Source organism: Streptomonospora alba, assembly GCF_000826685.1.
Lineage (GTDB): Bacteria > Actinomycetota > Actinomycetes > Streptosporangiales > Streptosporangiaceae > Streptomonospora > Streptomonospora alba.
The window spans coordinates 1-12,971 of sequence record NZ_JROO01000030.1 but is presented as its reverse complement, the minus strand read 5'-3'; the positions used below and the strand labels follow the sequence as shown (position 1 = coordinate 12,971).

Sequence of the window (12,971 nt, the reverse complement as noted above, 5' to 3'; positions counted from 1 at the left end):
GCCCGTCCTACTGATCGATTCGCCCACATCAGGGGCATCCAGGCTGCTTTACTGGAGATCATGGGTGAGCGTTGGCAGGAGCGGTTCCGCGCGGGCAGGGTCAGTCTTCCCTCGTGGGCGAGGAAGGCGCCGGACCGCTCGCTTTTCCGCAGCAACATCAGCGGCACGTGGGAGCTGCACGCCTGGGACCGCGCTACGGGCGAGCGGCGGCAGCTGACCAAGCGCCCTAACGGCACCGAGACCGGGGCGCTCGATCCCGAGGGCGCCTGGGTCTGGTGGTTCGACGACACCGACGGCGACGAGTTCGGCGTATGGCGGCGGCAGCCGTTCGCCGGGGGCGCCGACGATACCCCGCTGCCCGGCCTGGGCCCCTCCTACATCGGCGGACTGGCGCTCGGATCGGAGGGGTTCGCCGTGGTGGGCCGCTCCACCGACGCGGGCTTCAGCGCGCACGCGGGTGCGGCCGGCCGGGCCGCGCGCACCGTGTACGCGCACCGCTGCGAGGGCTGGGTGGCCGACCTGTCCGACGACGGCTCGCTGCTGGCGCTGGCCCACAGCGAGCACGGCGACAGTCGGCACATGGCGGTGCGCGTACTTCGCCTGCACGAGGGCTCCTCGGACGGACCGCAGGCCCCGGGCCCCGACTCCGGCGACGGCACCGCGGGTCCCGCCGATACCGTGGGCGACCTGTGGGACGGTCCCGGCCGGGACCTGACCCCTGTGGCCTTCGAGCCCGGCGGCCGTCGGCTGCTGGTGCTGCACGAGCGCGGCGGCCGCCGCGCGCCCCTGATCTGGGACCCGGTCACCGGTGCCGAACACGACCTCGACACCGGACTGTCCGGTGAACTCTCGGCCGAGTGGACGCCCGACGCCGCAGCGCTCCTGATCACTCAGGAGAGCCAGGGCCGCGTCATGCTGCACCGCTACGCACCGGCCGACGGCACCCTCACCTCCCTCGACGTCCCGCCCGGGGTGGTCTCGGCCGCTACAGCGCGGCCCGATGGCACAGTCGAGTACTCCTGGTCGGACTCCCAGCATCCGCCCGCCGTGCGCTCCACCGCCGGCACCGTGGTGCTCGAACCCGAGGGACCGGCGGCGCCTCCGTCGGTGCCGGTCCACGACGTGCACGTCGACGGCCCCGGCGGATCGGTCCACGCGCTGGTCTCCCTGCCGGAGGACGGCCGACGCCCCCATCCCGCGGTCTTCGTCGTCCACGGCGGCCCGCAGGCGCAGGACTACGACGCTTTCAGGCCCGACGTGGCCGCATGGGTCGACCACGGCTTCGCGGTGGTGCGCGTCAACTACCGGGGATCCACCGGCTACGGCACCGCCTGGCGCGACGCCCTGGAGGGCCGTGTGGGCGTCACCGAGTTGGAGGACATCACCGCGGTGCGCGACTGGGCCGTCGAGACCGGCCTGGCCGACCCCGACCGGCTGATCGTCGAAGGCGGCTCGTGGGGCGGCTACCTGGCCCTGCTCGCGCTCGGCCGCAGGCCCGACGACTGGAGCGCCGGCATCGCGGCGGTTCCGGTCGCCGACTTCGAGGCCGCCTACGCCGACGAGATGGAGGCGCTGCGCGCCTTCGACAGGTCGATGTTCGGAGGATCGCCCGAGGACGTGCCCGAGCGGTACCGGACCTCCTCGCCCATCACCTACGTCGCCGACGTCCGGGCACCCGTGCTGGTGCTGGCCGGAGAGAACGACCCGCGCTGCCCCATCCGCCAGATCGACAACTACCTCGCCCGGCTCGCCGAGCTCGGCAAACCCCACGAGGTCTACCGCTTCGACGCCGGGCACGGCTCCTTCGTCGTGGAGGAGGGCATCCGCCAGATGGCGGCCGAGCTCGACTTCGCGCTGAGAATCACCGGTCGGCGGGAGGGCGCGGCACCGGGAGCGTCCTAGCCATGGAAGGGCGACCGCGCTACCTGTGGGTGGCAGACGTGTTGCGCAGACCCATCCTCAACGGCGAGCTCGAACCCGGTTCGCGCCTGCCCTCGCGCTCCCGGCTGGCCCGCTCCCACGGGGTCAGCGAGCAGGTTTCCCGCCACGCGCTGCGGCTGCTGGTCAGCGAAGGGCTCGTGGAGGCCCGTCCCGGGTCGGGCTACTACGTGCGGTCGGTACCGCAGATCCACCGGTTCTCCCGCACCGACCGCGCCTCGGGCTCCGGAGTCGACCCGCTGCGGCACGAGGACCTGGGCACCTGCACGGAGACCGCCTGCGGCCTCGTCGCCCGGCGGCTGGGCGTGCGCGACGGTGTGCGGGTCTTTCGCACGCGCTGCCTGGGCACTGCCGACGGCGTACCCGTCGCGCTGCACACCGCCTGGGAGCCGGCTTCGCTCACCCAGGGCACGCTGCGCACCCCCGCCGACACCGAGCCGGGCACCGGCGTGCTCCAGCGGCTGGGGGCCGCGGGGGTGGCCGTCGACAGGGTGGTCGAAGAGGTGGGCGTACGACCGCTGCGCGAACCCGAGTCCAGCCTGCTGAAGCTGGCGCCGGGACTGCCCGTGCTCGTCGTGGAGCGGACCCACTACCAGGGGCAGCGCCCCGTCGAGACCTCCGACCTGGTCGGTTCGGTCGACCACTGCCGCCTGCTCTACCGGCTCAGCCTGGCACGCTCGCCCACGCGGCGGGCCTGAGACCGCCCGTGCCGACGATGGGCACCGGACCGGCGACGGGCCCGCGGACATGCGAAGGGCGGTCGGGCCGCACGGCCCGACCGCCCCGAGCGGAAGCGTCTCCGCCGCGGGCCGGGGTCAGGAGCCGGCGAACTCCTCGGCCACGACCTCGGCGATCTGCGCGGTGTTCAGCGCAGCGCCCTTGCGCAGGTTGTCGCCGCACATGAACAGCTCCAGCGACGCGGGGTCGTCCAGAGAGCGGCGGATGCGGCCCACCCAGGTGGGGTCGGTGCCCACGACGTCGGCCGGCGTGGGGAACTCGCCGCGGGCCGGGTCGTCCTGGACCACGACGCCCGGTGCCGACGCGAGCACCTCGCGGGCGCGGTCGGCGCTGACCTCGGTCTCGAACGACGCGTGCACCACCAGCGAGTGGGTGGTGACGACGGGGACCCGCACGCAGGTGGCGGCAACCGGCAGATCGGGCATGCCCAGGATCTTGCGGGACTCGTTGCGGACCTTCAGCTCCTCGGAGGCGTAGCCGTCCTCCTTCAGCGAGCCGGCCCAGGGCACGACGTTCAGCGCCAGCGGCGCCGGGAAGGGGCCCTGCTCGCCCACCGCGGCGCGCACGTCGCCGGCGCGGCTGCCCAGCGTGCGGTCGGTGGCCGCCTTCTCGATCTGGTCGTGCAGGGTGTCGATGCCCTCCTGCCCGGAGCCCGAAGCCGCCTGGTAGGAGGCCACCACGAGGGAGGCCAGGCCGTAGGCGCGGTGCAGCGCACCCATGGCCACGATCATCGACAGGGTGGTGCAGTTGGGGTTGCTGATGATGCCGCGCGGGCGGTTGCGCGTCTGGTCGGCGTTGACCTCGGGCACCACAAGGGGCACATCCGGGTCCATCCGGTAGGCGCCGGAGTTGTCCACGGCCACAGCGCCGCGCTCGACGGCGACGGGCGCCCACTGCTTGGAGACCTCGTCGGGCACGTCGAACATCGCGACGTCGACCCCGTCGAAGACCTCCGGCGCCAGCGCCTGGACCTCGACCTCCTCGCCGCGGACGGTGAGCCGCTTGCCCGCCGAGCGCGGGGAGGCGACAAGGCGGATCTCGCCCCAGACGTCCTCGCGGGTGGAGAGGATGTCGAGCATCACGGTGCCGACGGCGCCGGTGGCGCCGACGACGGCCAGGGTGGGACGGCGTGCACTCATCGTCCGGTACCTCCGTACACAACGGCTTCGACCTGCTCGGCGTCGAGCTGGAACTCGGAGTGGGCGGCCGCAACGGCCGTGTCGACCTGGTCCTGCTCCACGACCACGGAGATGCGGATCTCCGAGGTGGAGATCATCTCGATGTTGGTGCCCGACTTGGCGATGGAGTCGAAGAAGCGCGCGGTGACACCGGGGTAGGAGCGCATGCCGGCCCCGATCAGCGAAACCTTGCCGATCTGGTCGTCGTAGCGCAGCGACTCGAAGCCGACCTTCTCCTGGACCTTCTTCAGGGCGGCCAAAGCGGTCTGGCCGGAGTCCATCGGCACGGTGAAGGAGATGTCGGTGCGCGACGTGGAGGCGGCCGACACGTTCTGCACGATCATGTCGATGTTGATCTCGGCGTCGGCGAGGACCGAGAAGAGCGTGGCCGCCTCGCCGATCCTGTCGGGGACGCCCACGACCGTGATCTTGGCCTCGCTCCGGTCGTGTGCGACACCGGAGATGATCGGTTGTTCCATGCCTTCGGATTCCTCAACTTCTGAGACGACCCAGGTGCCGGGCTTCTGACTGAACGACGAGCGGACATGCAGCGGGATCTGGTACCGGCGGGCGTACTCGACGCAGCGCAGGTGCAGGATCTTGGTTCCGCAGGCGGCCATCTCCAGCATCTCCTCATATGAGATGCGCGGGATGCGCCGGGCGTTGGGCGCGATCCGCGGATCGGCGGTGAACACGCCGTCGACGTCGCTGTAGATCTCGCAGGCGTCGGCGTTCAGCGCCGCCGCGAGAGCGACGGCGGTGGTGTCGGAGCCGCCGCGGCCCAGCGTGGTGATGTCCTTGCTGTCCTCGGACACGCCCTGGAAGCCGGCGACGATGCAGATGGAGCCCTCGTCCAGGGCCTCCTGGATGCGTCCGGGGGTGACATCTATGATCTTGGCGTTGCCGTGCAGGGACGTGGTTATGACGCCGGCCTGCGAACCGGTGAACGAGCGGGCCTCGTAGCCGAGGTTGCCGATCGCCATGGCCACCAGGGCCATGGACATGCGCTCACCGGAGGTCATCAGCATGTCCAGCTCGCGCCCGGGAGGCAGCGGCGAGACCTGCTCGGCGAGGTCGAGGAGCTCGTCGGTGGTGTCGCCCATGGCCGAGACCACGACGACGACGTCGTAACCCGCCTTTTTCTGAGCGACGATCCGTTGGGCCACTCGCTTGATGGCTTCCGCGTCTGCGACGGAAGACCCACCGTACTTCTGCACGATCAGAGCCACGGTCGTTGCTCCTGAGAGTTCGGGATCACGGTAATCAACTCGAAAGTGTAGCTAGTGGGATGTCGGGGGACGCCGTCTCACCTGCGAAGCCCTCGGGTCCGGCAGGCGGCGGGCCGCACGGTACCGGCGCCGTGGCATACCCCGTCTGCGGGCGGATACTCATGGATTCCGCGAAGTCGTGCCGTCATCTCGGCAAACGCCGAGCACCCTGCGGAACCTTCCCGCCGAGCACCCGGTCGCGGATTGTGAGCTAAAACTCCAAGCTCCGCCGGCCCTCGAAGGCCCGGCCCAGCGTCACCTCGTCGGCGTATTCGAGATCGCCGCCGACGGGCAGCCCGCTGGCCAGCCGGGTGACTTTCAGCCCCATGGGTTTGACCATCCGCGCCAGGTAGGTGGCGGTGGCCTCCCCTTCGAGGTTGGGGTCGGTGGCCAGGATCAGCTCGGTGATCTGGCCGTCGGAGAGCCGGGACATCAGCTCTTTGATGCGCAGGTCGTCGGGACCGACTCCCTCGATCGGGCTGATGGCGCCGCCGAGGACGTGGTAGCGGCCGCGGAACTCGCGGGTGCGCTCGATGGCCACGACGTCCTTGGACTCCTCGACCACGCAGATGACGGCGGAGTCGCGGCGGGCGTCGCGGCAGATGCCGCACTGGGTCTCCTCGGAGACGTTGCCGCACACCTCGCAGAACCGCACGCGGTCCTTGACCTCGATCAGCGCGTCGGCGAGGCGCCGGACATCGGCGGTCTCGGAGGCGAGCAAATGGAAGGCGATACGCTGCGCGCTTTTGGGACCGACGCCGGGAAGCCGCCCGAGCTCGTCGATCAGATTCTGAACCGCGCCTTCGTACATAGCCCTTCCACGTGTGTCGTCGCCGCGCCTACCACGGTAGCCCAGTCGGCGACGGCCTTCCGCCACCGGCGGCGGACGTCGCATGCGACAGGGCTCGGCGCCGCGGCTCCCGACGCTGCGCCGGGACCGCCGCGGGCGGCCGCGCGTGCGCATACACCCGCCGCCCGCGGCGGGTGGTGCCCGGTCCCGCCCGCGAACTCGCGCGGGCGGAGCCGGATTCTAAAAGCCCGGGAGCCCCGGCATTCCGCCGCCCGGCATGCCACCGGGCATACCGCCGCCGAGGCCTTCGGCGAGGGGGCCCATCTTCTCCTGCTGCAGCTCCTCCACCGAGGACTCGGCGTCGCGGATGGCGGCCAGCACCATGTCCGCGACGGTCTGCGCGGTCTCATCGGCGTCCTCGGCGTCGATGGTCTGGGGATCGATCTTGATCTCCTCCACCGAGCCGCGGCCGTTCACCGTGACCTTGACCAGCCCTCCGCCCGAGGTGCCCTCGACCTTGGCCTCGTCGAGCTGCTGCTGGGCCTCCATGAGCTGCTGCTGCATCTGCTGGGCCTGCTGCAGGAGGGCCTGCATGTCCATTCCGCCGCCAGCGTTCACTGCATCTCTCCTTGCCTGCGCTGTCCGTGCTTGCGAGCGTATCCGCTATGCGCGCCGCGGTCCGCGTCTCGGCCTGGCCCGGCGTCGGACCCGTGCTCGGCCGCGGCGGCGGCACGCGGCGCAGCCTCTGGCCTGCCCCCGGGGACGGGTCGGCATGCGGGCGAAACGTCAGGTCGGCCAGGCGCCATGTCGACACGGCGACTCCCGCCCCGGCGGGCCCGGCGGCGTGCGGCCCGCGCTCACTCGGCGGTGTGGTCGACCTCGCTGACGATCTTGCCGCCGAGCTCGGACTCGATCAGCGCGAAGCCCGAAATCCCGGCAAGGCCGGCGTTCCCGCCGTTGGAAGGGCCCGCGGACGGGCGGCCGCCGGACGGCGGCTCAGGTCCCGGCTCCGGCGCCGCCGGCTCCGGACCCGGCGCGGGGCCGCCGTCGGCCCGCGGCCCCGGCCCGGGGACCGACTCGGGCGGCGGAGCCGGGGCCGGACTCTCAAAAGGGTCGGGCGGCGGAGCCTCTGCGTCCTCATAGGGGTCGGGCGGCGGCTCCTGCTGGTGCGCCATCGCGGGCGGGCCCGGTGCGGACGCTCGGGGCCCGCCGCCGTCCCGGTGCGCGTCGGGTTCCTCCGCTGCGGGCGCCGCGGGGGCCGCCGGCGCCGGTGTGCTCGGCGCCTCCGACCGCTGCGGAGTCGGAGACGTGTCCCAGTCGGCGGGCTCGGGGGGCGCCGGCGGTGCCGGCGGTGCCGGCGGGCGCTGCGGCGCCTGGTTGGCCGCCACCCCGCTCACGCGCACATCGACGCCCAGGACCTGGCGGATCGCCTGGACGACCACCTGGTCGTTGCCGCTGCTGGTGAGTGCCTTGGCGTCGTTGGCTCGGGAGAACCCGAGCTGGACGTTGCCGTTCTCGGCCGCGACCGGCTTCACGTCCATGCCGCTGAGCCATATCCACACGGCCTTCCGGAGGCCGTAGACCGTCTGCATGATCCGGCCCCAGGACTCCTGGACCGTCGCGAGCTCGACGGCGTCGCCCTGGCGCGACGCAGCCGCCGGGCCTGCGTCCGCCGCGGGCGCCGGGCTCGCCTGCGGCTCCGACGGCGTCGCCTCGCCGGGGCCGCCGGACGCGGGACCCGAGCCGTCGGGCTCGCCCCAGTCCGCGTCCGCGGGCGCCGCGGGCCGGGACGCCTCGGCCCGCGGGCGTTCTGCGGCGGCCGGGGCAGGGGCCTCCTGCCTCGGGGGTTCGGGCTCCCGGCGCGGCGCGGGCGACGGCACCGGCGCGGCGGGCGCGGCGGGCTGGGCCGCCGGTGCGGCGGCCTGCCCGGAGGCCATCCGCTGCTCCAGCTGCTCCAGGCGGGCCAGCAGCGCGCCCGAGTCGCCGCCGCCGTCGGCGTCGGCACCCGGCAGCAGGATCCGCGCGCACGTCAGCTCCAGCAGCAGGCGCGGCGAGGTGGCGCCGCGCATGTCGGTCAACCCCTGGTTGAGGATGTCGGCGGCCCTGGTGAGTCGCGCCGATCCGATGCTCCGGGCCTGCTCGCGCATGCGCTCCACCGCGTCGGGCGCGACGTTGATTAGCCCCTTGTCCAGGGCGTCGGGCACGGCGGCCAGCACCACCAGGTCCCGGACGCGCTCCAGCAGGTCGGCGGTGAACCGGCGGGGGTCGTGGCCGCCTTCCATCATGCGGTCGATCAGTCCGAAGGCGGCGGCGCCGTCGGCCCCGCCCAGCGCGTCGACCATGTCGCCGAGCAGGCCGGAGTCGGTGAAGCCCAACAGCCCCACTGCGCCGTCGCGGGTGATGCCGTTCTCGTCGGAACCGGCCCTCAGCTGGTCCAGGATGGACAGCGAGTCGCGCGCTGACCCCGCGCCGGCGCGCACCACCAGCGGCAGCGCGGCTGGCTCGAAGGCCACGCCCTCGTCGGTGAGGATCTCCTCGATGAGCTCGCGCAGCGTGTTCGGCGGGATCAGCCGGAACGGGTAATGGTGGGTGCGCGAGCGGATGGTGCCGATGACCTTGTCCGGCTCGGTGGTGGCGAAGACGAACTTCAGGTGCGGCGGGGGCTCCTCGACGAGCTTGAGCAGCGCGTTGAAGCCCTCGCGGGTCACCATGTGCGCCTCGTCGATGATGTAGACCTTGTAGCGCGAGTTCACGGGCGCGAAGAACGCGCGCTCGCGCAGGTCGCGGGCGTCGTCGACGCCTCCGTGGGACGCGGCGTCGATCTCGATGACGTCGATGCTGCCGGGACCGTCGGGTGCCAGCGCCACGCAGGCTTCGCACACGCCGCAGGGATCGGGCGTGGGGCCCTGGTCGCAGTTGAGCGACCGGGCCAGGATGCGCGCGCTGGAGGTCTTGCCGCAGCCCCGGGGGCCGCTGAACAGATAGGCGTGGTTGACGCGGCCGTTGCGCAGCGCCTGGCGCAGCGGTTCGGTGACGTGCTCCTGCCCGCGAACCTCGCCGAACGTCGCAGGTCGGTACTTGCGATACAGCGCGATGCTCACGGCGCGCTCACTGCTCCCTCCGCGGACCGGCACGGTGCGGTCGTCCGGGGCGACCGATCGCCCCCGGCCTTGTCCACGGGTCCATTCAACCCTGTACCTGCGACAGTTCGCACGGGGCGGCGCCGAAGAGGCGGGGGCGGAAAAGGCCTCCCGAGAAAGAGAAGGACCCCCCGCGCACCCGCCAGAGCTTACTTATCCTTGCTGCCTTCCGGCCCTGGGGAGGTTCATAAGGTGACGCCGCACGAGGGGTCTGCCCCCTACTCTATCGGACACACGCGCCCTGGCGAACCGCTGCGGCCCGCCGTCCGGTGAGGGTGCTCACGCGCGCTCGCCAGCGGGCTGTGCGGAGGTGGCGTGTACCGACTCCGCTCGCGCCGCGGGTGCGGCAGCGCCAGCGTGGCGGCGCCGGGCACGCAGCCGGTCCAGCCAGAGCTCGGCGGCGATCAGGTTCACCACCCAGCTCAGCCAGAGCGACACCCCCACCGCCTGCCTGAGCATCTCCATGTCGGGTCGGGCGCCCGTGAGGACCTCCGGCGCGAAGACCGCCAGGCACAGCGTCAACCAGGGCCGGTTGACGACGATGGCGAACGCCAGCGCGAAGCTGCGCACCATCCATTCGCGGTGCCGAGTGAAGTCGCGCCGGCGGGCGGCACGGTAGCCGAGCACTGTCGCCGCCATCCACAGCACGGCCAGCAGGCCGCTGCCGACCTGCTGGTTGGGCCCCATGGCCAAGTACGGGGCGATGGCCAACACGGCGGCTCCCGCCGGTAGGACCGCCATGACGTAGAGCCGTCCGCTCCACCGGTGCACGGCAGGGCGGCGGGCGCGCAGTCGGGGCCAGACCTGCAGGCACGCGGTGGTCAGCGCGATCGCGCCGAGGAAGATGTGGACGACCAGCAGGGGGTAGTAGAACGGCGGCGCCCGGTCCGGGACGGGAATACGGGCTTCGGCGGGGTCGAGCCCGAGGTAGGGCGGCAACGCATGCACCAGGAATACGACGGTCACCAACGCCGGCAGGCCGAGCCACGGGCGGGCGAGCAGGGAGCGGACGCGGGACCGAGCAGCGCTCGGAAGCGGGTGGTGGCTCATGACGGTCCTTCGGCCGGTTGGTCGGAACCTCATCGTCGCCGCGCACCGCCTGCGCGTCTGGAGTGCGGAGCCGACACCGGGGGTGGTGCGCCCACCCCGGCGCCCCGTGGGATGCACTCCCCGGGGGCCGCCCGGCGCATGGTCACAGCACTTCGCCGAATCCTGTAGAGTCGTCCGCGGAGGATTCGCTCAGAGGCCTAGAGCGCGCGCTTGGAAAGCGCGTTGGGGGCAACCCCTCACGAGTTCGAATCTCGTATCCTCCGCCGCCTCTACGCAGGCAGCACGAAGGCCCCGACCGGGTGCGCGGTCGGGGCCTTCGTCGTTTCCGGGCCTCGGTCAGCGGCGTGACGGCGAACGTGCCCGCCGGCGGCGGGACGGCGGCCCCCACGAGCGGCAGGCCTTCGTCGTCGAATCGGCCTGTCGACACAGCGCTACGTCGGACCTCCCCGACCGGAACCGGTCCTCCCGTTTCGCTCCGCGTCCTGCCACGGGCAGAGTGGAGTCACCGCAGCGGCTTCTCGAACCTGCGGCCGCACGTCCCCCAATCCTGCGAGGAGGACCCCGTATGCACGGCGGTGGCAGTCTTGTGCTCGACCGCTTGACGCGGTACTACAAGCGGGTCCGGGCACTGGATCAGCTGTCGATGTCGGTCGGTCCCGGCGAGCTCTTCGGGTTCGTCGGCGGCAACGGTGCCGGGAAGACCACGGCCATGCGCATCGTGCTCGGCGTGCTCGCCGCCGACGGCGGGACCGTGTCCTGGCACGGACGCCCGCTGGATCTGCCGATGCGCCGCCGGATCGGCTACATGCCCGAGGAACGCGGGCTCTACCCCAAGATGGGCGTGCGCGAGCAGCTGATCCACCTCGCGCGGCTGCACGGTATCGACCCCGTCGGCGCCCGGCGCCGCTCCGACCACTGGATCGAGCGGTTCGGCATCGCCGACCGCGCCAAGGACGAGGTGAGCAACCTCAGCCTGGGCAACCAGCAGCGGGTCCAGCTCGCCGCCGCCCTGGTGCACGACCCGGTGCTGCTGGTGCTCGACGAGCCGTTCTCCGGACTGGACCCGGAGGCGGTCGACATGATGAGCGGGGTGCTGCGGGAACGCGCCGCCGAAGGAGTACCCGTCCTGTTCTCCAGCCATCAACTGGAGCTCGTCGAGCGACTGTGCGACCGCGTCGGGATCATCAAGGAGGGAGCGCTGATCGCCGAGGGCAGCGTGGACGGGCTGCGCGACCGCGGCCCCCGGCGCTACGCCGTGCGCGTCGACGCCGACGGCGCCGCCGAGGGCGACTGGCTCTCCGGTGTCACGGGCGCACGCACGGCCGGAACCGACGACGACGGCGCCCTCCTCGTCGAGCTGCCCGACAACGCCGACGACCAGGACCTGCTGCACGCCGCGCTGAGTGCCGGCCCCGTGCGCGCGTTCGCTCCGCACCGGCCGCGGCTGGCCGAGCTCTACCGCGAGACCGTCGAACCGGCCCGCGACGCCGCCGAGGCCGAAGGTCCCACCCCCGAGAGGAGCACGGTATGAGCAGCGAGGACGCCCGCGAGTCCGCGTCCGCCCCCGCCGGGGACGGCTCCGGCGCCGGCGCCGCGCTCAGCGCCGGCCAGGCCGTGTGGCTGGTCGCCCGTCGGGAGATCCTGGCCCGCGTGCGCAACAAGGCGTTCATCTTCGGCACCCTGGGGCTGGTCGTCGCGATCGCGCTGATGGGAGCGATCCCGGTGGTGATGAACCTGCTGTTCGCGGACGACGGGGCCGCGCGGGTGACCGCCGCGCCCCAGAACCAGGAGATCCTGGAAAGGGCCGAAGCCGACGCCGGCCGCTCCCCCGGAACACGCATCGAGACGGTCTCGTGGCCGGGGCGCGGCCAGGCCGAGAAGGCCGTGCACGACGGCGACATGGACGCGGCGCTGGTGTCCGAGGACGGCGAGACCGTGATGCTGGTCGCGGACACCCGCGCGAGCGACCTCAGCCGCCTGCTGGACGAGTCCTACTCCGAGCACAGGGTGCTGGAGGCGCTGGAGGGCTCCGGTGCCGATACTCAGGCCGTCGACGAGGCCATGGACGCGTCCCTGTCCGTGCAGCCGGTCGACGGCGGCGACGGCGGGGATGCGGTCTTCTTCGGGCGCATGGTGATCGGCTTCGTGGCGACCTTCCTGCTCTACATGTCCATCCTGGTCTTCGGCGTCTACGTGGCCCAGGGCGTGGTCGAGGAGAAGGCGAGCCGGGTCGTGGAGCTGCTGCTGGCCACCGTGCGGCCCTGGCAGCTGCTCTTCGGCAAGATCGTGGGAATCGGCGCGCTGGGGCTGATCCAGGTGGGCCTCGTGCTGGCGGCGGGGGTCGGCGCCGCCGTGGCGACGGACTTCTTCACCGAACTGCCCGTCTCCTTCACCCTGCTCGCGATCAGTCTCGTGGCCTGGTTCGTCCTGGGCTACCTGTTCTTCGCCTCCTTGCTGGCGGCGTCGGCGTCGCTGGTCTCCCGCCAAGAGGACGTGCAGTCGGCGATCCAGCCGGTGATCATCCTCATCGCGATCCCGCTGGTCGTGACGTTCACGACGTTCACAGTGAACAGCGTGATCATCGACGTGCTGGCGATGCTGCCGCCCTTCTCCCCGTTCATGATGCCGATGCGCCTGGCGATGGGAGAAACCGCGCACTGGCAGAACCTTGTCGCCTTGGCGCTGCTGGCCGCCGCGCTGATCGGAGCGGTCTGGCTGGCGGGCCGCATCTACACCGGGGCCGTCCTCGGCACGGGGACCAAGGTCAAGGCTTCCGAGGCGTTCCGCGCCGCGTCGCGTTAGGGAAGCCCGCCTGCTCTGCGGGTTGCCCGAAAACGCCCGATCGACTCCGCGGCAGTGAACTGAACCG

10 protein-coding genes, 1 tRNA gene and 1 other RNA gene are annotated in these 12,971 nt (G+C 72.2%); 5 read left to right on the top strand and 7 right to left on the bottom strand.

From position 1 onward, the window contains the following. Positions 1-60 precede the first annotated feature (60 nt). Positions 61-1,902, top strand: coding sequence for a S9 family peptidase (locus LP52_RS15770; RefSeq protein WP_040274526.1), 1,842 nt, complete (start codon positions 61-63; stop codon positions 1,900-1,902). Positions 1,903-1,904: 2 nt separating this feature from the next. After that, complete coding sequence (locus tag LP52_RS15765) at positions 1,905-2,636, top strand: GntR family transcriptional regulator (RefSeq protein WP_040274525.1); 732 nt, start codon at positions 1,905-1,907, stop codon at positions 2,634-2,636. Positions 2,637-2,753: 117 nt separating this feature from the next. Here the strand turns inward: LP52_RS15765 and LP52_RS15760 are convergent, their stop codons facing one another. The 7 genes from LP52_RS15760 to LP52_RS15735 all read right to left on the bottom strand — a co-directional run bounded on the left by LP52_RS15760 (position 2,754) and on the right by LP52_RS15735 (position 10,102). Further along, positions 2,754-3,815: an aspartate-semialdehyde dehydrogenase gene (locus tag LP52_RS15760; protein WP_040274523.1), complete on the bottom strand. Its 1,062-nt coding sequence runs from the start codon at positions 3,813-3,815 to the stop codon at positions 2,754-2,756. Then, complete coding sequence (locus tag LP52_RS15755) at positions 3,812-5,083, bottom strand: aspartate kinase (protein ID WP_040274521.1); 1,272 nt, start codon at positions 5,081-5,083, stop codon at positions 3,812-3,814. Before LP52_RS15755 ends, LP52_RS15760 begins: the two co-directional genes overlap by 4 nt. Positions 5,084-5,333: 250 nt before the next feature. Next, positions 5,334-5,933, bottom strand: a complete 600-nt coding sequence (recR, locus tag LP52_RS15750; protein WP_040274519.1) for a recombination mediator RecR — start codon at positions 5,931-5,933, stop codon at positions 5,334-5,336. A gap of 219 nt (positions 5,934-6,152) precedes the next feature. Further along, positions 6,153-6,512, bottom strand: a complete 360-nt coding sequence (locus LP52_RS15745; RefSeq protein ID WP_040274518.1) for a YbaB/EbfC family nucleoid-associated protein — start codon at positions 6,510-6,512, stop codon at positions 6,153-6,155. A 257-nt stretch (positions 6,513-6,769) separates the two neighbouring features. After that, positions 6,770-9,013, bottom strand: a complete 2,244-nt coding sequence (locus tag LP52_RS15740; RefSeq protein ID WP_040274516.1) for a DNA polymerase III subunit gamma and tau — start codon at positions 9,011-9,013, stop codon at positions 6,770-6,772. A gap of 158 nt (positions 9,014-9,171) precedes the next feature. Continuing rightward, positions 9,172-9,267, bottom strand: an RNA gene (ffs, locus tag LP52_RS26700) — signal recognition particle sRNA small type. A 64-nt stretch (positions 9,268-9,331) separates the two neighbouring features. Next, the gene (locus LP52_RS15735) at positions 9,332-10,102 is read right to left on the bottom strand and encodes a DUF2306 domain-containing protein (protein ID WP_052809909.1); all 771 of its coding nucleotides are present in this window, start codon (positions 10,100-10,102) and stop codon (positions 9,332-9,334) included. Between the two features lie 178 nt (positions 10,103-10,280). On the opposite strand from LP52_RS15735, the gene LP52_RS15730 reads away from it, so the two are divergent. The 3 genes from LP52_RS15730 to LP52_RS15720 all read left to right on the top strand — a co-directional run bounded on the left by LP52_RS15730 (position 10,281) and on the right by LP52_RS15720 (position 12,904). Then, positions 10,281-10,365: transfer RNA gene (locus tag LP52_RS15730), tRNA-Ser, on the top strand. Positions 10,366-10,667: 302 nt separating this feature from the next. Next, the gene (locus tag LP52_RS15725) at positions 10,668-11,633 is read left to right on the top strand and encodes an ABC transporter ATP-binding protein (protein ID WP_052809908.1); all 966 of its coding nucleotides are present in this window, start codon (positions 10,668-10,670) and stop codon (positions 11,631-11,633) included. Next, positions 11,630-12,904, top strand: a complete 1,275-nt coding sequence (locus LP52_RS15720; RefSeq protein WP_040274514.1) for an ABC transporter permease — start codon at positions 11,630-11,632, stop codon at positions 12,902-12,904. Before LP52_RS15725 ends, LP52_RS15720 begins: the two co-directional genes overlap by 4 nt. Positions 12,905-12,971 lie beyond the last annotated feature (67 nt).

Bases quoted from the DNA above. Each gene is read 5' to 3' on its own strand.
- LP52_RS15760 (WP_040274523.1), bottom strand. From the start codon at position 3,815: ATGAGTGCACGCCGTCCCACCCTGGCCGTCGTCGGCGCCACCGGCGCC.
- LP52_RS15720 (WP_040274514.1), top strand. From the start codon at position 11,630: ATGAGCAGCGAGGACGCCCGCGAGTCCGCGTCCGCCCCCGCCGGGGAC.
- recR (WP_040274519.1), bottom strand. From the start codon at position 5,933: ATGTACGAAGGCGCGGTTCAGAATCTGATCGACGAGCTCGGGCGGCTT.
- LP52_RS15735 (WP_052809909.1), bottom strand. From the start codon at position 10,102: ATGAGCCACCACCCGCTTCCGAGCGCTGCTCGGTCCCGCGTCCGCTCC.
- LP52_RS15765 (WP_040274525.1), top strand. From the start codon at position 1,905: ATGGAAGGGCGACCGCGCTACCTGTGGGTGGCAGACGTGTTGCGCAGA.
- LP52_RS15770 (WP_040274526.1), top strand. From the start codon at position 61: ATGGGTGAGCGTTGGCAGGAGCGGTTCCGCGCGGGCAGGGTCAGTCTT.
- LP52_RS15725 (WP_052809908.1), top strand. From the start codon at position 10,668: ATGCACGGCGGTGGCAGTCTTGTGCTCGACCGCTTGACGCGGTACTAC.
- LP52_RS15745 (WP_040274518.1), bottom strand. From the start codon at position 6,512: ATGGACATGCAGGCCCTCCTGCAGCAGGCCCAGCAGATGCAGCAGCAG.